Here is a 21,649-nt window from a genome sequence, read left to right as displayed (position 1 = left end):
TCTAGCCAGACTAAAAGCCAGTGTCGCAACACTGGCTCAGACTAAAACTATGTTCACCACTCTCGTTCTGCGGTTATTTATGTTTTGTTACCTTATCCAGCTGACCAATAACAACATAACGTTTCGTTGTTGCACTAGCTGTATCACACGTAAATAACGTGATTCGATCATCGTTTTTATCATCTAAAATATCAACCTGTGTCTCATCGACAATTTTTGTTTCAGTAACTCGATAGTGATAATCTTTTTTCTTATTCGTAATGATGATTTCAGCCTTTTCTTTAATGTTCATCAATGGTCCAAACAGTAATTTTTCATCACGCATGTGATGACCCGCTAATGAGTAATTTCCTTTACCCATCACTTGATTATCAAGCATTGTTGTTGCCCCACCGAGTAAATTCGCATCGTTTGTTCCTTTTAAAATCGGTAAATGCAGTTTAACACTTTTAATTTCAATTTCGCCGATGATGGCATTTTTATCGACATTCATACTGTTGTTAAACACAGTCGTCAACGACGGACGTTTAACTGCATCGTAATCATTCTTCGCTTTATTTTTATCATTATCACTCAATTGACTCGCAGTGATTGAACTATCGACTTGACTCATGTTGGCAATAATCATGTTTTTAATCCATGGTGATAAAATTAGTAAAAGACCGATTATTAAAATGATGATAGGTAAAAGCAACTTCTTTTTTTGCATTATTGGACATTCCCTTCTTAAATAGATTGCTCTAGTCTTTACATCTTACCCTATTTTTTTCTAAGATGCACTTTAAAACATAAAAAAAAAAAGGCGGAAGCTGACAGTTTTCTGCGAAAGAGACTATTTACTCATCGAGAGAACGCTATTGACTGCCCTCACTTATGACTGAAGCAATCAAACAGCTTACGATGTTTCGAGTTAATCAATAGAAACTTATCACTCGCTAGTAAAACGTTTCAAACTGAACGCGTGTCATTTCAAAAAAGTTTTTTTAAAAAAAAGGGACACCTGAGCAATCCAGTATTAAAATCGAATAAACAGGTCTTTCAAGGTTTTGAGAGACACGCGTTGGTTGCGTAATTGCGTTTCATAAACGGTCAGTTGGGACAAAAACATAAAGAACTTTTCGAAATCCAAAGAAAGATGCCAATGAAATTGGTGCCACGCCATCTTCGCTGTACTTTTTTCCTTTCTTTAGACTATTTGACCCTTTAATTGTCAAATAAAATGCAACATAATATTGCAAAAGACTTCATACCGTGTTTTACAGTTTAAACATTTTTGAGTCGATAATTACGTTTAGATGTAAAAATATCAATGTTCGCCTCTCTGTATGTTGTGATGTCTGTTTATTAGGCAAATATTCTCGCAATAGACTCTTTGTCTTTTCATTTGTCCCACACTTCCAAGATGAATTAGGATGCGCAAAATAGAATGTGGTGTTATCAAGGAAATCAGCAATTTTTCGAATCGAAAGATTTTGTTCAATCCATCCATGTAAGTCTTCACGTTCAAATAGGGTAAGATGTTGGTAGTGATTCATAACTATTAATCCTCTTCGAATAAGTTGTGTAGTAACTTCTATTCTACTGAATATTTATTTATGGGTCTTTTTTGTAGCGTTGCACTTCAATTGTAAATTCAAGCCATAAAAAAAAGTTAGTTTTTCAACTAACTTTTGGTGTTCGCTAATATGATGATGCTTATTTAATTTGATCTAACGATAAGCCTAGTGCTTTTGCAACACGTTCACCATAATCTTTATCGGCTTTATAGAAGTGTTGTGTTTGACGAATTTTAATTTCTTCTAATCGGACAGTGCTTAACCCACCGACGATATTATCAACTAAACGTTGTTTTTCTTCTTCGCTTAATAAACGGTATAAATCACCAGGTTGTGTATAGAAATCATCGTTAGCATGCGCATGGTTCGCAGCAATGCCTTCGAGTTTCAAGGTTGCATATTTATCAACAGGTGATTCTTTCGGTCCGCCAAAACTATTCGGTTCATAATAAACACTTGAACCGCCATTGCTATCGCTGCGCATTGCACCGTCGCGTTGGTAGTTGTTAATCGGATTTTTTGGTTGGTTAACTTTTAACAAGTTATAGTTTGGTCCGATGCGATGACGTTGCGTATCTGGATAAGAGAACACACGACCATGTAACATTTTATCTGGTGATAAATCAATGCCAGGTACGATGTTTGCTGGTGAAAAGGCCGCTTGTTCAATTGTTGCAAAATAGTTTTCCGGGTTACGGTTCAAGATCATTGTACCGACTTCGATTAACGGATAATCTTTTTGTGAGATTGTTTGCGTTACATCAAACGGATTAAAGCGATATTTCGCTGCATCTTCTAACGGCATGATTTGAACATGGAGAGTCCATGACGGAAAATCACCATCTTCAATCGCATAGAATAAATCTTGTGTATGGTAATCAGGATTTTGACCAGCTAAACGTTCAGCCGCTTCAACAGTTAAGTTTTTAACCCCTTGGTTTGTTTTGAAGTGATATTTCACCCAGAAGCTCTGGCCCTCAGCATTTGTCCAACGATATGTATGACTACCAAAACCATGCATATGTCTAAATGAGGCCGGAATCCCGCGGTCAGACATTAAGATTGTTACTTGATGTAATGATTCTGGTGATAACGACCAGAAATCCCAAGCAGCAGTGGCGCTTTTTAGATGGGTTTGCGGATCGCGTTTTTGCGTGTGAATAAAGTCAGGGAATTTAAGCGGGTCTTTAATGAAGAAAACCGGTGTATTATTACCAACGATATCATAGTTTCCTTCTTCGCTATAGAAACGGACAGAGAAGCCACGTGGGTCACGCACTGTATCGGCCGAACCAAGTTCACCTGCAACAGTCGAGAAACGCGTTAAAATTTCAGTTTCTTTACCAACTGCTGATAAGAAATCAGCACGTGTGTATTTTGTTAAATCATTTGTTACTTTAAAAACACCATGTGCACCTGCACCTTTGGCATGAACGACACGTTCTGGCACACGTTCACGGTCAAAATGAGCCATTTTCTCAATGAAATGTACGTCTTGTAATAAGACCGGACCATTAACACCTGCGGTCATCGTGTTTTGGTTATCGCCAACTGGCGCACCGGTATTCGTTGTTAACTTGTTGTTCGTCATATTGAGCACCTCTTTTCGTTTATAATAATTATTATTTAATAATCATTATTCCCCCTAATTTTAATCGGTTAATTTGATTTATGCAAGCATTAATCTTTAATTATCAGAAAATAATCAGACTGTCATTTTACCTCATCCTGTCATTGATATATTTCTTTACTTTGGCATTTACGACCAGTTTGTGGTATTATTGTTTCAGTCTAACAGGTAGCCTTTACGTCCGAGTAAAAGTAGTCACCTGTTTGTTTTTATTGACGTTAAAACCTGAAAAATAGGAGAGATTAAAACATGAGTCGTTTAAAAATCAAACAACCCTTCAGTAGTGCCTTATTGTTTTGCTTACTAGCGGTTATATTATTTTGGATTAAATCCTACATCACTTATAAATTCGCCTTCACCTTAGGCATTGAAAATGGAGCCCAATCCTTCTTACTATTGCTTAACCCTCTAAGTGCAACCTTGTTCTTCATTGGACTTGGCCTATTCGCGAAAGGGAGACGCGCCTTTATTTGGATGATACTCGCGGACTTCCTCTTGAGCTTATTGCTTTATTGCAATGTTGTCTATTACCGTGAATTTGCTGATTTCATCACCGTTCCAACGATGTTACAATCATCAAACTTAGGAGATATGGGTGGCAGCATTATGGCATTAATGCGCCCGGTCGATTTCCTTGTCTTTACCGATGTTGTGCTCTTAATTTTATTACTTGTTTTCAAAGTATTTGTTCCTAACAAAGCGGTGCGTGTTCGTCCCCGTAAAACCTTAGGAATTTTAACGTTAGCGGTTGCCTTATTTGCAGCCAACCTATCATTAGCTGAAATTGATCGTCCGCAATTACTTTCACGTGGGTTTGATAATAACTACGTCGTGAAATATCTCGGTATGACCAACTTCATGTTATTCGATACTTATCGTACTGCGAAATCAACAAAAGAAAAAGCGAGTGCGAGCGGTACCGATACGCAACAAGCGCTCGATTTCACTAAAAAGAACTATGCTGTGCCAAACGAAAAATACTTTGGTATCGCTAAAAACAAAAATGTTATATACATCCATTTAGAGTCTTTTCAACAATATTTAGTTAACTTTAAGCTAAATGGTGAAGAAGTGACACCAAATATTAATAAGTTCTTCAAAGATAAAGAAACCATCGCCTTTGATAATTACTTTCATCAAGTCGGTCAAGGTAAAACAAGTGATGCCGAAATGATGTTAGAAAACTCATTGTACGGTCTTGCTAGCGGATCGGCCTTTACGTCTAAAGGTGACAATGTCTATCAATCACAGCCTGCTATTCTCGGTCACCATGGCTACGATAGCGCGGTATTCCATGGTAACACACGGTCGTTTTGGAATCGTGATGCCGTATATAAAGAGTTCGGTATTAAGAACTTTTTCGACTCAAGCTACTATGACATGAACGAAAACGATACGCTTAATTACGGTCTGAAAGATAAACCCTTCTTTACAGAATCGATTCCAATGTTAGAAACATTGAAACAACCGTTTTATGCGAAGTTCATCACCTTATCCAATCACTTCCCTTACCCAATAAGTGCTGAAGACGCTACGATTGATGGGGCAAATTCAGGCGATTCAACAGTTGACGGTTCTTTTCAAACTGCCCGTTACCTCGATGAGGCACTTGGACAGTTTATGACCTATTTAAAGAAATCAGGTCTGTATGACAACTCTGTGATTGTTATGTACGGCGATCATTACGGCACGTCAGACAACCGCTCAGATGCACTTGGTAAAGTTTTAGGTGACGATGACGTTACTGATTTCGATGTTGCCCAACTACAGCGTGTGCCACTCATGATACACGTTCCTGGTGTCGATGGCTTTGTTGACCATTCCTATGGCGGCCAAGTTGATACGTTACCAACGGTCTTACACTTACTCGGTATCGATAGTAAAGACTACCTGCAATTTGGGACTGACTTATTATCAACCACTCATAACCAAACGATTCCATTTAGAAATGGTAACTTTGTAAGTAACACGGTTTCTTATATTGGTGGTAAGTATTACGACCAAAAAACCGGCACCGTCTTGACCGATGAGCAGGTAACAGATGAGATGAAAGAGCAACATAATTACGTCAATAATGTGCTCGGTTTCTCTGATAAAGTCCTCCAACAAGATTTACTCCGTTTCTATACACCTGAGGGTTTTACCCCTACTAAACGGTCAGACTATACGTACGGTAACAACTCAACAACTGCTAAGAAAACAGACACAAAAGATGAGAAGTAATTGCTAGATTGCACCTTTCATGCTAAACTAGCTATATATAATTTTATGGTGAGACAGTTTAGGCGTATGATGCCTAAATGCTTTTTTTAGAAAAGACTCCTGCTAGCTACTAGCGGAAGTCTTTTTTTCTGATTACTATTATTAACTAACTATTAAATGAGGTGGCTATCGTGAAAAAAGAAATAACATTTAACATCACAAAAATTATGATTGGTTCGTTTATTTTCGCCCTTTCAGTCAACATCTTTGCCCTTCCTAACAACCTTACTGAAGGTGGTGTCACCGGGACAACGATGATTCTCTTTTATTTATTTGGGATTGCACCGGCTCTCACCAACTTAATTTTTAACGGCGTGCTGATGTTTTTAGGCTATAAATACTTGGACAAATCAACCTTCTATTATACCATTGTTACCATTGCCTTCATGTCACTCTTCTTGAAGTTAACACATACGTGGGGCGCTGAATTTCACTCTCCACTTGTTGCAAGTGTTGCAGCTGGTATCTCAATGGGTGTCGGTATCGGTCTCATTATGAATAGTGGGAGTACCACGGCGGGATCAGCGATTCTAGCGAAGATGGCAAATAAATACCTTGGTTGGAACACGAGCTACGCCTTATTGTTTTTCGATCTCATCGTCGTTATCCCATCGGGCTTTGTCATTGGCTTTGAAAATATGATTTTCACTGTTATCTCGCTCTACATCTCGACAAAGGTACTCGATTTAATTTTAGAAGGTGCCAACGTCAAAAAATCAATCATCATTATTTCTGAAAAGCATGAATTGATTGCGAATACAATTGAGCAACAAATCGAACGTGGCATCACTGTTCTTCATGGTCACGGTCACTATACGAAACAAGCCAAACAAGTCCTCTATGTGGTTGTTAGTCGGCAACAGCTCCGCATAGCAACCCAATCCATCCGTGAAATTGATGAACATGCCTTTATTATTATTAATGATGTCAAACGCGTCGAAGGTGAAGGTTTTACTCATAAGATAACGAACATCACCAAAAAAGAGAACTAAAAAACGAATGCACGATCGAAAGATTGAAGCGACCCCCAAAAGTTAGACCAAAAATCTAACGTTTGGAGGTCGCTATTTTTATGGCAAAATATAATTTTGAATTTAAATTTAGAATCGTTCAAAAATACCTTGATGGAGAAGGCCTATTGTATCTAGCGAATAAATATGAATTGAAAGATAAGAAACAGATACTAAGGTGGGTTAATATTTATAAAGAATTTGGTGAAGAAGGTCTTTTTAGAAAGCGTCAAAATCAAAAATATTCTGTTCAATTCAAGTTAGATGCGATAGAGTTATATCAAACAAGTGAAATGTCCTATCGTGATGTGGCTAATGCCATAGGCATTAATAATCCACCTCTGATTGCATCATGGATGCGTAAGTTTAGAGAGGATGGAGTCGAAGGACTTTCAAAAACGAAAGGACGTCCTTCTAATATGTCTAAGAAAAAGAAAGCTGTAAAAAAAGTTGCAATATGTGAAATAGCTGGAGAACGCGACCGCATCAAAGATTTAGAGAAACAAGTGCGTTCGCTTCAAATTGAGAATGCCTTTTTAAAAGAATTGAGGAAGCTGCGAAAACTGGAAGCTCAACAAAGACAAAAGAATCAGTCGCACGAATCATCGACAGCCTCCGAGGATCATTCAAATTAGTTGAGCTTCTTGAAACATTAAAATTTCCTAAAGCAACCTATATGTATTGGAAGAAACGCTTTAATCGCTTAAATCCAGATCAAGATATCGAAAATAAAATGTTAGAAATTCGTCAAGAACATAAGGATTATGGTTGCCTTCGAATGAAAAAAGAATTGGAAAACTACGGATTATCTATCAATAAAAAGAAAGTTCAACGTTTGATAAAAAAATTAGGTATCGAGGTGAAATCCTATACTAGAAAGTCACGTCGATATAGTTCTTATCGTGGCAAGGTCGGTAGAATTGCTAAAAATCTTATTCATCGACGATTCTACACGAGTATTTGCCATCAAAAAATAACAACTGATACAACCGAGTTCAAATATTTTGAAGCAGACACCTCAGGTGTCATTCGTCAGAAAAAACTTTATTTAGATCCTTTTATGGACCTATACAATAGTGAAATTCTTTCTTATCGAGTATCAGAGAAGCCGAATGCAGCAGCTATTATAAACGGATTAGCAGATGCTATCAAGACAACAAATAATTGCCCTTTTCGTAGAATATTCCATTCAGACCAAGGATGGGCTTATCAAATGGCTGCATGCAGTGATAAACTCAAGGAACATAAAATCTTTCAAAGCATGTCCCGAAAAGGGAATTGTTTAGATAATTCTCCTATGGAAAACTTCTTTGGTCTTTTGAAACAAGAAATTTTCCATGGTGAAATCTATCATAGCTTCGAGGAACTCAAACGAGCGATTGATCGCTATATTCACTACTACAATAATAAACGTATGAAAAAGAAGCTAAACTGGCAAAGTCCCGTTCAATTTCGTAAAACAGCACGATTAGTTGCGTAGTCAGCCATTTTAAAACATGAAAAAAAGGAGTGGATTTCTCCACTCCCTAAAAGTCTAACTTTTGGGGGTCACTACAGATATCGATCGTGCATTCGTTTTTTTGTTACTTACTTTCTATCGCTTCATACTTAACGGGTGACTGTAGATCAACGTTATTGTCTGCTGCTACTTGAACCACAATTAAATATGAGCAATAGACCGTTAAAATTAGACCGGCAACTGTAAGCGCGACACGGAAAGATGTTCCCATGAGTTGTTTACCTCTCTTTTGAGTAGAATTGTCAGCAGAATTGCTCGGCAATCTGTCGGTCTGACATCCTTATTGTATGCTGTTTGATTCAAAATTGCAATCAAAGCTGTTACTTTCGTAATTTAATTTCGTCAATTTTATGATTTTCGCCCTTTTTCAGAATCAATTTTGCTCGATTACGAGTCGGCTCAATGTGTTTTTCTAAGTTAATTTCATTGATGCGATGCCAGACATCATCAGCAATCGCTAAAGCTTGTTCATCGGTTTTATCAACATACGTATGAAAATATGATTCTGGTTTTAAAAAGGCCGTTTCACGTAAAAGCATAAACCGTTCGACGTACCATTTTTGAATCAATCCCTTATCAGCATCCATATAAATTGAAAAATCGAAGAAGTCAGTGGTGAAAAACGGTTGTTTGAGATTGCCTTGCAATACATTAACCCCTTCAACAATCACGACATCGGGTTCAATTAAGGTTTGTTTTTCATCCGACAAGACATCATAGGTTAAATGCGAGTAGAGTGGTACTTGAATTTCTGTTTGACCACTTTTCAATTCACTCAAAAAACGAATGATGCGGCGGCCATCATAACTTTCAGGAAAGCCTTTACGATCCATCATATCAGCCTTTCGAAGCACTTTATTCGGGAATAAAAAACCATCAGTCGTCACTAACTCAACATTTAATGCTGGTAAAGCATAGCTTAACAAAACTTGCAGCAGTCGTGCAATCGTACTTTTCCCAACTGCGACACTGCCAGCAATCCCAATAATAAACGGGGCAGGCTTATCTGTTTTCTTCAGAAACTGATTTAATTCGGTGTTTTTCGTTTGAAACTCTTTAATATGAATGGCTAATAATTTAATTAATGGGAGGTAGACTTCTTCTACATCTGCTAATGATAATCGGTCATTTAAACTTTCAATCCGCGTTAACTCAGATAGGGATAAATCTGGTAGTGTGATTTTTTCTAACGTTTTCCATTCCGATCTTGTAAACGTACGATATAAGGCTTCTTTCATTTTAAGTATCCTTTCAACGCTATAAATTAAGCACTGGCTCCAACTTCTACATTATACTTGAATTCACGCTGATTGAACAATCACAACCCTCACCGCTGAGTCTTTAATTGCTTATTATTTCGGAAAATTGGTATAATGGTAAAGAAGTGAAATTAAAGGAGTGAACGAGATGAATAAATTTTTAAAATGGCTATTTGTAGGATTTGCGACACTTGTATTATTGCCCTTTACGGTGCTTTTTTTCATATTCCGTAAAGCTAAAGGCGTGCCCATCGCCCACCCTGAACAATTAGAAAACTTAAACGATGACGCTAAAGAATACGTTAAAACAAGCGGTAGTACGACTGATATTGGCAGCCGTTATAAATACATCCGTGTAACCGATAAATTAACACCTGTACGTCCCTCTGTTCACGTAGGACTGGTTGAAGATAAAAAAATCGCGGGACCAAAAGGCACTCAGTTGCCGATTAGAATTTATACACCGATTAAAGATGGCCCTTACAAAGTAATGCTTTACTTCCATGATGGTGGCTTCATTAACGGCAATCTCCAAACAACTGATGCGCTTGCACGTGACATCGTTGAAGAAACTGGTTTCAAAGTCATCACAGTCGAATACCGCTTAGCTCCCGATGCGCCGTTTCCTGCTGCTGTCGAAGATGCATTCGCAGCCTTAGAATGGGCACAGGCTCATCCTGCTAGCCTTGAATACGACGGTTCTGGTTTTATCGTTGCCGGTGAAGGTTCTGGTGCTAACCTCGCGGCTGTTATTAGTATTTTAGCCCGCGACAAACAATCTGAAGCGAAGATTAGTGAACAACTCTTATTTAGCCCGATCACTGATATTTTCTCGCGTGACGCCAGTGTCTTATACCCCTCATTTGATATTTTTGATGAAGGCTTTGTTCTTACCAAAGATGGCTTAGATAAGATGTTTAGCCTCTACATAGCTGATAATTATGAACTGAAATACAATCCTTTATTAGCACCTATTCGCACTAAGGACTTAACTAACTTACCGCCAGCACTTATTATTTCAGCACAATTTGATCCATTACGTGATCAAGCTCGCAAATATGCTGATGTCTTAGCCAAAGCTGGTGTAACAGTTGAACATCATGAAATCGAACGCGTAACGCACGGTTACATGGCGCATTTACCAAATGCTGCTGCTCATGTTTTACAACTCGTTAACAAATTCGTTAAATAAAACCAAAAGAAGGCCACACTTGCATCCTAGCAAGTGTGGCCTTCTTTTCATGATTAATATTTAGAAACAATGCGACCGTTTAAAGGCTGTACCGGACGATTAGAGCCATTTAACAAATTAACAAAGGCTGTATACTGTTCGTGGCTAATAATCATTGGACGCTTCCTCACCATCCATGTCACGCATTCTAGTGTCGGTGGTGTTGTTAACGAGCCATCATACACATAAATTGTTTCACGGCTGTCGGCAATTAAGGTTGCTGGGTTAAACTGCCAGCTGCCTTTTTTACCTTCGGACTGAGCCAGTTGCCATTGCTCAGCTAAACCAGCCAAGAGACGGTTATCGCGCTCGCCAATTTTCATGAAAAAGGCCCGTACAATCACACCGCCCTGCTCATTCGTATGGACAAGATGACCTTCAAGCGGATAATGAAATCCATCCATCTGATGTTCACTTGGCATGTGCATGTGCCAGTTTGTTAAATGGTATTTAACACCGCGGTATGTCAAATAATTGGTGTTTTCTTGTGGATAAGCATGAAAGACACGATCGCCCTTCATCTCACAATCAAAGGTTAAATTTGTGTAGTGATACGTTACTGGTAGTACAGATACAGCGGTAAGCGCATCTGCGCGTTCGATGTTAATCGGAGACTGTGCTAAGCCGGTTTTTGCGATGGCAAACGCCTCACATAAATCGCCCCAGTCTGTACTCCCAGTACCGTCTAGCTTATATGTCCATTGTTTTATTTGTTGAATCCCCATCGTCTTACCCCCTATAGCAAATCGGGCGATAGTTACTGAAACAGAACCGTCCCGTTGTCTTGCCTTAATTTAGTCTTATTATAAGCCTAATTTTACAATTTGTCACCGTTTAGCCATTTTTAATTGCAAATATAGTTCATTGTAGAGGGATAACTTTTCGGGACCTAAGTCAGCATAGACTTCGAGCCCTTTCACTTCAGAAAAATCAGGGTAAAAACGTTCATCATTGGCCACTTCCAGTGGTAAAAAGGCCTTAGCTTTCGTCACCGGTGTTGAGTAACCGACGTAGTCTGCATTAGCAGCGGCATGTTCTGGCTCCAACATGAAATTGATAAAGGCATAGGCAGCCTCCTTATTTTTGGCTTTTTTTGGAATTGCCATCGTATCAAACCAAAGGTTCGTTCCTTCTGAGGGGATGACGTAATCAAGTTCAGCATCTTCCTGCACAATGTTAGCTGCCTCGCCTGACCATACGACGCCGAGGGCTGACTCTTTATTTTGAATCATCAATTTGATCTCGTCCCCGACAATCGCTTTGACATTCGGCATCAATTGTTTCAGCTTTGTCTGTGCCTCGTCGAGATGGGTTGGGTTCACATCGTTCAACGAGTAACCTAACGTATTGAGCCCCATTCCCATCACTTCACGCGCCCCATCAACGAGCATGATTTCACCCTTTAATTCGGGACGATATAAATCTGACCAACTTGTAATCGTCAAACCATCGAGCATGCGACTGTTATATAAAATCCCGACTGTTCCCCAAAAATACGGAATTGAATAATTATTGCCGTCATCATAATTTAAGTGTCTAAAGTTCGCATCGATGTTATTAAACTGTGAGATCTTTGTTTTATCGAGTTTCTCAAGCAGGTTGGCTTTTTTCATTTTAGCAATTGTATAGTCAGACGGTACGATTAAATCGAAGTTGGTTCCGCCTTGCTCAATTTTGGTCATCATTGCCTCGTTGCTATCAAACGTTTGGTAACTGACATGTATGCCCGTTTCCTTCTCAAAGGTTGTAATTAACTCCGGGTCGATGTAATCGCCCCAATTGTAAATCGTTAAGGTATTTCCAGCAGTATTGCCGCTGGCCGCATTCATTTTAACGGCAATTAACAAAATGATTAAGGCGACGACGATAATGCCAGAAAAAAAATAAACTAATCGTTTCATTTACGTATCCCCTTTGCTCGTTTGTCTTTAATGCTTAAGAAGTAATAACCTAATACGAGTGCTAACGTAATCACAAACAGGATGGTTGAAATCGCATTGATTGAAAGTGATACACCCGTTCTTGCCCGTGAATAAATTTCAATACCTAAGGTTGAAAAACCGTTTCCGGTCACAAAGAAAGTAACAGCAAAGTCATCCAGTGAGTATGTTAACGCCATAAAGAACCCCGCAAAGATACTCGACGTCAGCGAAGGTAAAATCACCTTCGTGAGGACCTGCCACTGGTTAGCACCTAAATCTTGGGCGGCACGGACGAGTGATGGACTCATTTCATTTAATTTTGGCAATACCATTAGCACGACAATCGGTACGCTAAAGGCAATATGGGCAATTAAAACCGAGGCAAAACCGAGTTTCAAACCGACCATTGTAAAGAGGATTAAAAAGGAGGCCCCAATAATGACATCCGGTGAAACGATTAAAACGTTGTTTAACGTTAAGATACTGTTTTTATACTGACGTTTTGGTGCGTAACGAATGGCCAAAGCACCAAACACACCAATAATGACCGCGATGGTTGACGATAGTAGCGCAATCGCAAACGTATCGAGCACGATCATAATCAACCGTTTATCTTGAAACACTTCTTGATAATAGTCCAAGGTGAAACCCGAAAAATTAACCATTGTGCCTGCCTTATTAAACGAAAACAACGCCATGTATAGGATTGGCACATAGAGCACTGCAAAGACAGCGACTAAATAGACATTGCCCCATTTCATTTGTTTGTTCATTCGCCCGCTCCTTTCTTACCACTCATGGCAAACATAATAATTCCCATCGCCACAATGAGAACGACGGCAATAGTGGAACCCATTCCCCAGTCTTGGGTCACGAGAAAATGTTGTTCAATGGCTGTTCCGAGTGTCACAACGCGATTGCCCGAAATTAAACGGGTAATCATAAAGAGTGACAAGGCGGGAATAAAAACAGCCTGCGTGCCGGCTTTAATGCCATCGAGTGTTAATGGGAAAATCACGCGACGAAATGTCTGAGCGCTTGAGGCCCCTAAATCACGTGAAGCCCGAATGAGCGATGGATTTAAATCTTCTAACGCGTTGAAAATCGGCATGATCATAAACGGTATGAAGATGTAGGTCGTGACAAATACGTAGCTAAAATCGGTAAACAATAGCTGTTGGGCGGGTATCCCAAAGAAGCTAAACACCTCATTGACTGGGCCATAGGCGCCAAATAAACCGATGAAAGCATAGGTTTTCAACAATAAATTAATCCAGGTGGGTAAAATAATTAATAACAACCATAGTTGTTTATGCTTCGTATGTGTTAATAAATAAGCCGTTGGATACGCCACTGCCAAGCAGAAAAACGTCACTAAAAACGCATACCAAAACGAACTCAAGGTCATTTTTAAGTATACCGGTGTTGCAAAGCGGCGGTAGTTATCGAAGGTGAAGTGACCGCTAATATCAAACAATGAATAGTAGGCGACAAGCAAAACCGGCAATATCACAAATAAAATAATCCATAAGAAATAAGGAACTGAATACAGGCGTCGAAAAGTTTTACTCATTAGGACACCTCATACGCTTCAAGTCGTTTGTCGAACTCGGCCTCAGACTCATCCAAGCGCATGACATGGATGTCTTCGGCGTTAAACTCCAACCCGATTGTATCGCCAACACTTGCTTTCTTCGTCGAATGCACAAGCCAATCATTCCCCTCGCTATCGACTGCGAAAATTTCGTAATGGACACCGCGGAACAACTGTGATGTCACAGTGACTTGTAACTTGCCCTGGTGTTGCTCTGTTAAAACTAAGTCTTCGGGGCGGATTACAATTTCAATCGCTTCATTCGGACGTAAGCCTTGATCAACACAGTCAAACTGTTTGCCTGCAAAAACTACCTTAAAATCGGATAACATGTTGCCCGCGATAATATTTGATTCACCAATGAAATCAGCCACAAACCGGTTGATTGGTTCATCATAGATGTCAATTGGTGTGCCGCTTTGTTGAATCTCGCCCTCATTTAAGACAAAAATTTCATCTGACATCGCCAACGCTTCTTCTTGGTCATGGGTAACAAAAATAAAAGTAATCCCTAAGCGACGTTGTAACTGCCGCAATTCATTTTGCATCGCGACCCGCAATTTCAAATCCAATGCCGATAAGGGTTCATCGAGTAAGATGATGTCAGGCTCATTAACAATTGCCCGGGCAATTGCCACACGTTGACGTTGACCACCACTCATTGCTTGGATGTCACGGTTAATAAAACCTGATAAATTCATCATCGCTAACGCTTCTTCGACCTTTTTGACAATCACTTTTTCACTTACTTTTTTTAAACGGAGACCAAAGGCAACGTTTTCGAACACATTCAAATGAGGAAATAAGGCGTAATCTTGAAAAACCGTATTAATCGGTCGTTTATTCGGTGGTAAATGGTCGATTTTTTCACCATTTAATAAAATACGGCCACTGGTAATGTCTGTAAAACCAGCAATCAATTGTAAAATGGTTGTTTTGCCACAGCCTGATGGGCCAAGTAACGTGTAAAACTTCCCTTTTTCAATCGTAAAATTCATCTCGTTCAAGACGAGGGTGTCATCATATTTTTTTGTGACATTTTTAAATTCAATGATAGGTGTCGTCATGTCATTCTCCTTTATAGGTAAGAGTTCGTTGCTACAAGTACAATTACACTTTTAGTGTCACTGTCGCTATAAATCCGATGAGGCTGTGACGCTTGAAAATAGAGAGCTTCGCCCGCTTTTAGTCGATGGACTGTTTGTCCAAATTGAATCTTGATAACGCCGGCTAAACAATAGCCAAACGTTTCGGATAATGACGGTTCAAATTGTTTGAAACTGCCTTTTTGGGGGAAGGTTAAAATCACCGGTTCCATTTCTTTTTCATTTGATTCTGGTACGAGCCACTTAATTTGATAGCCTTTTTCAGTATCTTCGTAATACGTATGTTCTGCTTCATCGTAAATGATTTTTTGCTGTTGTGTTTTCTCATCAAAGAAACTTTTGGGGCTCACACCAAGCACTTCTAATATATCAAAAAAAGTTTCCATCGAAGGTGAACTGCTCTCATGTTCAATTTGCGAGATATACCCCTTGGATAAATCAGTCCGTTCTGCCAACTCTTCTTGTGTTAAGCCTTTTTTTAAGCGTAAATTTTTCAAACTTTGGCCGATATTCATTCGAAACCTCCTTGTTAGTCTTCTTTACAACGTTACGTTGTGTTAGTGCAACGGTACGTTGAATCGATACAACCTCAAGTTTAGTCTAAGTAAACTTATAGTTTACTAACAACGTAATTATACTCTATTATGCAAGAATTGCAATATCGAATAAGAGCTTTTTCTTGACCTTTTTATTTAATGTAACTACAATGGTTACATAAAGGGAAATATAAAACTGGAGGTAATAACAATGAAATTAGCAATTATTGGTGCAAGTGGTAAAGCAGGACAATTTATTTTACAAGAGGCGCTTGATCGCAAACTCGATGTGACTGCGATTGTGCGTAACAAGGCGAACATTTCACAACCGGTTAAGGTGATTGAAAAAGAGGTGTTTGATCTCGAAACAGCTGATATCAACGCTTTCGATGTCATTATCAATGCCTTTGGTGCTAAACCCGGCGACGAAGAATTACATGTTAAAGCTGGACGCCATTTAATCAAAATTTTCACAAATACAACCACCCGCTTATTAGTCGTTGGTGGTGCTGGTAGTTTGTATGTTGATCCCGAAAAAATCACCCGTGTGATGGATACCCCTGAATTCCCCGCAGCCTTTTTACCGACTGCTTCCAACCAAGGGCAAAACCTTACCGATCTACAAGTGTCACCCATTAACTGGACCTTCTTAAGTCCGTCAGCCTTTTTTAATCCTGACGGTATTCGGACGGGTCACTACGTTGCTGGTCGCGATCATTTACTGGCTAACAAAGCGAATGAAAGTTATATCAGCTATGCGGATTATGCCATCGCGATGATTGATGAGGCTGTTCATCCGAAGCATCAAAATGAACGTTTCACTGTTGTCGGTGAAAGCAAGTAAGTTAATAGCAACAAAAAAGCAATCGTGCTCAGGCGAACTTGGGGACTGAACCCACAACACTGGACAGTCACAAAAAAGTATTATCCAACCAGTTTCAATTGAATTCGAGAATCGTTATACTAGGCAATATAATCTCTGGCAGTACGTTCAACAATTACCGTTGTTGTTCGCGTTAATCCGTCGAGATAGAACGTTTCAGACTTTAGCGTGGAATGAAACGATTCGATTGGGGCATTATCAGCGGGCATTCCTTCACGGGACATGCTCCTGGTAATGCCTTTGCTTTTGACTGCTTCTTGATACGCTGCGGATGTATAGACAGAACCATGATCACTATGCCGCATTGTCCCTTCGGGCAAGCTCGTTAATTGATTCAACGTATCTAATACAAGTAAGGTATCTTGCGTTTCTCCAATCGTATAATACTGGAAAGATATAATACTTTTCCACCAAATGGCAAGGCGGTAATATCCGTTACTAATCTTTCGAGCGGCTTTGTCGTAAAGAATTCGCGCTTTAGATAGTTTTCTGCGACAATTGTCGATTGACCCTTTCTTTTTCGTTGGAATACCAGATAGTTTCAGCTCAACAGCCTTCATTTTAATTTCATATAGATAACTTACACGTGTGCCGATAAAAAAATACACCTCCAAAGAATAATAGGTATCTATACCCGAAAATTCTTTGAAGATGCTTTTTTGTTTTGTCTAACCCTAAGGGGTCAGTCCGCCTGAACGCGATTGTTTTTTTAATCTTCGGTGGATTGACTATCCAACAAATAAGTTTCCATGAAGTTAATGTTTTGGCGAATGTCGTGGGCCATTTCCCGTGAAATCCGTCCTTCTTCATAAAATTGTTGCAGCGAATCCCGCTCCGCTTGCAGTGCTCGAATACGAATATCATTTTTAATAATTTCAAAATCGGCACTGTGTTTTAATGCACCTGTTTGATTTTTCAAGCGGCTAATAATCATTGATTGTTCGCTAATAATTGAGCTCACTAAGCGTTTGTTTTCTGGTGTAACATGCTCATTCAAGTAGCTCATCGCAGCGCGACCACTCTCTGCACGCCAATCTTTAATCGCTTGCAAATCCTGAGGTGAATATTTTTTCTTCTCACCGCTTGCTCGTTTTTGACGTTTACTTCGCAGTTGCAATGCCACATGCATGATGCTTACAAAGTAATAATTGAGACGCGTGCGTATCCGTCGTTCAATGCGTGTTTTCGTCGCATGAATTGTTTCGGATAAGCGATACGCAATTAACTTATTAATTTTACCTTCTTCAACGTAACGGTGTAAGAGCTCCTCTTGGATGGTTAACACTTTAATCCGTAACGCTTTCTCATCTGCCGACATTTGAATGCCGTATTCGTTAACGATTTGACCGCGTTGCACCCGACGAATCGAAGTCCGGTATTCTTCAATAATAACTTGCACCGCCGCCTTTATTTCTGGCTCTGGCTCTGATTCTAACTCGCGAATCACATCGCGGAAAATTTCAATTTGAATTCGGGCTTCAGCTTCTTCAATCGATTCACCGACTTGTAATTCAGCTTCCTCTTTTAAAATAATCGGCAACAAAACGTTCGATACGATTAATGAAACGAGGATGACACCCGCGGCTAAGAAAATAATTAACGCGCGCTCGGGGAACATCGCCCCACTTGCGAGGACGAATGGAATCGACATCGACCCAGCTAAGGTAACTGCACCGCGAACACCGGCGATTGAGATAATCGCACTGGATTCGAGCTGTTCTTTAACGGTTGTGTCCGTATCGTCGCGCTTTTGTTTACTGAGCAAACGCGGCACTAGCCATGAACCAAACACCCATACAAAACGAAGCACAATTAAGATAACATATAAAATCAAAATATATACGATGACCCGTTGATTGGATATCGCTGAATCTTCCCAAATACTCCCTAAAATATCAGGAATTTGTGACCCTAAAATGACAAACACTAAGCCATTGAGAATAAACACTAAAATATCCCACGTACTGGTCGAAACTAAATTCAACTTAACGACTTGGGTCGTGACACTCTTTTTCTCCATCCCATGCACAACACCAGCCATAACAACAGCAAGAATGCCTGAGACACCAATTTCTTCAGCTAAGATGTAAATAATAAAAGGTGTCACAATTTGCATTAAGAGATGGATCGTCACATCTTCCATACCGAAACGTCGCAACCAATGACGGATGCGGAGAATAAACCAAGCGGCAATTGCTCCGACAATTAAACCACCGACGGCGACCACCACAAAATTACCAGCGGCATTCCATAATGAGAAGGTGCCGGTTACCATTGCTGCAATGGCCATTTTAAAGGCAACAAGGCCCGAAGCATCGTTCATTAAAGCCTCACCTTCAAGCAATTGCATGATGTTTTTTGGCAGTTTAATCCGATCAGATAATGAACCCACGGCAACAGCATCGGTCGGCGATAAAATCGCTGCCAAAGCAAAGGCTGCCGGATATGGAATTGTTGGAATCATCCAGTGGATAAAATAACCAACTAAAAAGGTCGTTACAAAAACAAGTCCGACTGCCAGTAACACAATCGGGATCCGTAAGTTCCAGAGGGCTTCACTGTTCACTCGTTTACCATCATTAAAAAGTAACGGGGCAATAAAAAGCACTAAAAATAATTCCGGATCCAATTGTAAATGCCACAATGAAGGGATAAACGACAGGGCTGCTCCTAAAGCGATTTGAATCAATGGTACTGATACAAACGGAATAAAACGATTAATAACGTGCGATAAACCGATAATAAGTAGCATTATTAAAATAAAATCAAATATTGCCACCAAACCAACTCCTACTATTTTTTTCTATTCTTATTATCTCATACTAATTAATAGTTCGTCTAATATTAAGACCAGATACTTAGTCCTATTTTTTGATAAAACATACGAGGACTGTCGCCCCTCCTAAAAAAAACGCCTCCACCGTGAAAGCGGTGGGAGGACGTCGGTAGTATTCAATCTTCAATCACAATATAGGTCACCTTTAACGGGCCATGTACCCCTACAACTAGGATTGATTCAATATCGGCCGAATTCGACGGGCCTGATATAACATTAATGGCTGATCCGACCCGTTCCCCCGCTTCAATCCGGCGATTATAAGCTTTAGCCGCCTGCGTAATGCGGGGAACAAGTTGACTTTTTGGCGTGATGGCAATGTAGTGTACCGGTAAAAAATGCAAGGCGCGTCCTTGACCCGGAGTTGTTTCGACCACCACTGAGCCTGATTCAGCCAATAAATAATCACCAAAGACAATACCAATGTTGGCATTTGAGGCGTTCGTAATATTTAATTCACGATTTTCGATCCCTGGCAACCAGTGCGTGACCGTCGACTCTGGCCACGTTCCGTTCGCCAAGTCACCTAACCCATACTGGTGAAAGCGTTCATCGGTGGAAGTCATCACCGTTTCACTGCCGTATTGACGGGTAATTGTCAGCAAAGTAGCGGCTAATGCTGACGCTTTAGTTAAAACGACATCCGCGAGTAACGTTTCGCATTTCGCCTGTAAAATCGCCAACAATTCATCTGGTGACTTATCCGCCAACTGCGTGTGTGATAAGTTATTTAACGGCTCAAAATGAGTGACATCGGCTGTTTCTCGCGGACGTCCCAGTTTTTGTGCCAAGCCATTTAAAAAGGCATCGCGATTATGAATCTGTGTCATGTTTGTCACCCCGTTGTTTTTCACGTTCTTTAAACCATGAACGGAAATTATCTTTTTCTTTTACTGGCCGTGGTAAATCACGTACGTCGGTCCAGCCTTTAATTAGACCAGGCCCCTTTTTGATCACGCCATTCGTTGAAAAATTAATCGCGGCGACCGGGTCTTTGCTTGCGAGCACACCTAAACCGGCATGCGCCACTTTCAAGGCTGATTTAAAGAGGAACGGTTTGGCCGTACCTAAGGCAATCGCACGCATCTGTACATCTTGGAAGCCGTGCATCATCTTCTTCTCATCAGTCATGACGCGACGATGCTCAATCAATAACTGATGCAGTGGAATTTTAACCGGACACGTATCCGTACACGCCCCACATAAACTTGAGGCAAACGGTAACTCTTTGAATTCGTCATAGCCACCAATAATCGGTGATAAAATCGCGCCGACTGGGCCTGGATAAATCGAACCGTAACCATGGCCGCCAATGTGACGGTAGACCGGACAAACATTTAAGCAGGCACCGCAACGAATACATTGTAAAATCGATTGAAATTCCGTTCCCAACACTTTTGAACGGCCATTATCAACGATGACGACATGAAAATCTTCTGGTCCATCACTCTCGTCAGGTAGTTTTGGTCCAGCAAAGGTAATGTAAGTCGTTAAATCTTGACCAACAGCACTGCGGGCTAACAAGTTATCCAATACTTCGGCATCTTCTATGTTAGGAACAATCCGTTCCATCCCCATCACGACGATTTGTGTTTTAGGAATACTCTCAACTAAATCGGCATTTCCTTCGTTCGTCACAAGATTAACCTGACCCGAATTGGCAATCGCAAAATTACAACCTGTAATGCCGATATCTGCTTCTAAAAAATGTTGACGCAAAATACCACGCACAAACCGGGCCATCCGTTGCGGATTATCATCACCTTCATAACCAAGTTTATCATGAAACACTTGGCGGATTTGTTGCCGGTTTTTATGAATATCAGGAAAAACGATATGTGATGGCGCATCCCAGTCATCTTCTTGTAAGATGAATTCTGCTAAATCGGATTCAAAAAACTCAATGTGAGACAGCTCGCGGATCATTTCATTCATCCCGATTTCTTCTGTTACCATTGATTTGGCCTTCACGATTTTTTGACTATTTTTCTGCTCAATTACTTGTTTAATGTAGTCACTGGCATCTTCAGCCGTTTCAGCAAAGAAGACATGCCCACCGCGCTTGGCGACATTGTCGCTAAACTGTTCCAAATAATAATCAAGATGGGTAATCGTATGTTGCCGAATTTGTTCGCCTAGTTCACGCCACTGCTCCCAATTACCGATGCGTTCGCGTGAGCCTTCACGTTTTTCCCATTGCACATCCTGTGATTTTTCGACCGCTTTTTGCATGAATTTATCTTCCTTCGATAAATCAATCCGCTCTTTAAATGGTTTATCACTTGTTGAAATTGGCATCTTTACA

Annotated in this window: 19 protein-coding genes and 1 pseudogene; 5 read left to right on the top strand and 15 right to left on the bottom strand. The window is 40.1% G+C overall.

All coding sequences use genetic code 11. The features are described from left to right. Positions 1-73: 73 nt before the first annotated feature. The 3 genes from ACJYYY_RS02810 to ACJYYY_RS02800 form a co-directional block, all read right to left on the bottom strand. Positions 74-709, bottom strand: a complete 636-nt coding sequence (locus tag ACJYYY_RS02810) for a class A sortase (protein ID WP_035314484.1) — start codon at positions 707-709, stop codon at positions 74-76. A gap of 547 nt (positions 710-1,256) precedes the next feature. After that, positions 1,257-1,535, bottom strand: coding sequence for a helix-turn-helix domain-containing protein (locus ACJYYY_RS02805; RefSeq protein ID WP_035314485.1), 279 nt, complete (start codon positions 1,533-1,535; stop codon positions 1,257-1,259). A gap of 160 nt (positions 1,536-1,695) precedes the next feature. Beyond that, positions 1,696-3,147 carry a catalase gene (locus ACJYYY_RS02800; RefSeq protein WP_035314486.1) on the bottom strand — a complete coding sequence of 484 codons (1,452 nt, stop codon included), beginning with the start codon at positions 3,145-3,147 and terminating at the stop codon, positions 1,696-1,698. Between the two features lie 288 nt (positions 3,148-3,435). Here ACJYYY_RS02800 and ACJYYY_RS02795 point away from each other — a divergent pair, with 288 nt between their 5' ends. The 3 genes from ACJYYY_RS02795 (at position 3,436) to ACJYYY_RS02785 (ending at position 7,938) form a co-directional block, all read left to right on the top strand. Beyond that, positions 3,436-5,409: an LTA synthase family protein gene (locus tag ACJYYY_RS02795; RefSeq protein WP_035314487.1), complete on the top strand. Its 1,974-nt coding sequence runs from the start codon at positions 3,436-3,438 to the stop codon at positions 5,407-5,409. Positions 5,410-5,615: 206 nt separating this feature from the next. Continuing rightward, positions 5,616-6,440, top strand: a complete 825-nt coding sequence (locus tag ACJYYY_RS02790; protein ID WP_198015722.1) for a YitT family protein — start codon at positions 5,616-5,618, stop codon at positions 6,438-6,440. An 80-nt stretch (positions 6,441-6,520) separates the two neighbouring features. Further along, positions 6,521-7,938, top strand: a protein-coding gene (locus ACJYYY_RS02785; protein WP_408605180.1) for an IS3 family transposase whose coding sequence is annotated in 2 segments (ribosomal slippage) — positions 6,521-6,995 and positions 6,995-7,938 — 1,419 coding nt in all. Because the reading frame shifts where the segments join, the coding sequence is not laid out codon by codon here. A 103-nt stretch (positions 7,939-8,041) separates the two neighbouring features. Here the strand turns inward: ACJYYY_RS02785 and ACJYYY_RS02780 are convergent. Then, positions 8,042-8,188 (bottom strand): hypothetical protein, encoded by a 147-nt coding sequence (locus tag ACJYYY_RS02780; RefSeq protein WP_156921164.1) that lies wholly within the window; start codon positions 8,186-8,188, stop codon positions 8,042-8,044. A 109-nt stretch (positions 8,189-8,297) separates the two neighbouring features. Further along, complete coding sequence (coaA, locus tag ACJYYY_RS02775) at positions 8,298-9,215, bottom strand: type I pantothenate kinase (protein ID WP_408869082.1); 918 nt, start codon at positions 9,213-9,215, stop codon at positions 8,298-8,300. Positions 9,216-9,384: 169 nt separating this feature from the next. Here coaA and ACJYYY_RS02770 point away from each other — a divergent pair, with 169 nt between their 5' ends. Beyond that, complete coding sequence (locus ACJYYY_RS02770) at positions 9,385-10,428, top strand: alpha/beta hydrolase (RefSeq protein WP_035314493.1); 1,044 nt, start codon at positions 9,385-9,387, stop codon at positions 10,426-10,428. Between the two features lie 53 nt (positions 10,429-10,481). Here the strand turns inward: ACJYYY_RS02770 and ACJYYY_RS02765 are convergent, their stop codons facing one another. From ACJYYY_RS02765 to ACJYYY_RS02740, 6 genes are all read right to left on the bottom strand, one after another. Then, entirely contained in the window at positions 10,482-11,192 is a 711-nt protein-coding gene (locus ACJYYY_RS02765; protein ID WP_035314495.1) for a carbonic anhydrase family protein, read from the bottom strand. Between the two features lie 102 nt (positions 11,193-11,294). Next, positions 11,295-12,368, bottom strand: a complete 1,074-nt coding sequence (locus tag ACJYYY_RS02760) for a PotD/PotF family extracellular solute-binding protein (RefSeq protein ID WP_408869081.1) — start codon at positions 12,366-12,368, stop codon at positions 11,295-11,297. After that, the gene (locus tag ACJYYY_RS02755; RefSeq protein WP_035314496.1) at positions 12,365-13,162 is read right to left on the bottom strand and encodes an ABC transporter permease; all 798 of its coding nucleotides are present in this window, start codon (positions 13,160-13,162) and stop codon (positions 12,365-12,367) included. Before ACJYYY_RS02755 ends, ACJYYY_RS02760 begins: the two co-directional genes overlap by 4 nt. Then, positions 13,159-13,962 (bottom strand): ABC transporter permease, encoded by an 804-nt coding sequence (locus ACJYYY_RS02750; RefSeq protein ID WP_035314498.1) that lies wholly within the window; start codon positions 13,960-13,962, stop codon positions 13,159-13,161. The genes ACJYYY_RS02755 and ACJYYY_RS02750 overlap by 4 nt, the downstream gene beginning before the upstream one ends. Next, positions 13,962-15,050, bottom strand: a complete 1,089-nt coding sequence (locus ACJYYY_RS02745) for an ABC transporter ATP-binding protein (RefSeq protein ID WP_035314499.1) — start codon at positions 15,048-15,050, stop codon at positions 13,962-13,964. The genes ACJYYY_RS02750 and ACJYYY_RS02745 overlap by 1 nt, the downstream gene beginning before the upstream one ends. An 11-nt stretch (positions 15,051-15,061) precedes the next feature. After that, entirely contained in the window at positions 15,062-15,604 is a 543-nt protein-coding gene (locus ACJYYY_RS02740; RefSeq protein ID WP_408869080.1) for a helix-turn-helix domain-containing protein, read from the bottom strand. 232 nt (positions 15,605-15,836) lie between these two features. On the opposite strand from ACJYYY_RS02740, the gene ACJYYY_RS02735 reads away from it, so the two are divergent. Continuing rightward, positions 15,837-16,469, top strand: coding sequence for an NAD(P)-dependent oxidoreductase (locus ACJYYY_RS02735; protein ID WP_035314501.1), 633 nt, complete (start codon positions 15,837-15,839; stop codon positions 16,467-16,469). A 122-nt stretch (positions 16,470-16,591) separates the two neighbouring features. Here ACJYYY_RS02735 and ACJYYY_RS02730 read toward each other — a convergent pair. The 4 genes and pseudogenes from ACJYYY_RS02730 to ACJYYY_RS02715 all read right to left on the bottom strand — a co-directional run. After that, positions 16,592-17,040 (bottom strand): annotated as a pseudogene (locus ACJYYY_RS02730) (IS3 family transposase); the annotation flags it as partial. A gap of 177 nt (positions 17,041-17,217) precedes the next feature. Then, positions 17,218-19,287, bottom strand: coding sequence for a Na+/H+ antiporter (locus ACJYYY_RS02725; protein ID WP_035314503.1), 2,070 nt, complete (start codon positions 19,285-19,287; stop codon positions 17,218-17,220). Positions 19,288-19,460: 173 nt separating this feature from the next. Next, positions 19,461-20,174 (bottom strand): lactate utilization protein C, encoded by a 714-nt coding sequence (locus tag ACJYYY_RS02720; protein WP_035314505.1) that lies wholly within the window; start codon positions 20,172-20,174, stop codon positions 19,461-19,463. Next, on the bottom strand, positions 20,158-21,642 hold the full coding sequence (locus ACJYYY_RS02715) for a LutB/LldF family L-lactate oxidation iron-sulfur protein (RefSeq protein ID WP_035314506.1): 1,485 nt from the start codon (positions 21,640-21,642) through the stop codon (positions 20,158-20,160). Before ACJYYY_RS02715 ends, ACJYYY_RS02720 begins: the two co-directional genes overlap by 17 nt. Between the last annotated feature and the right edge of the window lie 7 nt (positions 21,643-21,649).

Origin of the sequence: Brochothrix campestris, from assembly GCF_046058945.1 — a bacterium.
Classification (GTDB): domain Bacteria; phylum Bacillota; class Bacilli; order Lactobacillales; family Listeriaceae; genus Brochothrix; species Brochothrix campestris.
The sequence above is the reverse complement of the archived record's forward strand: the minus strand, read 5'-3'. Positions and strand labels throughout refer to the sequence as shown.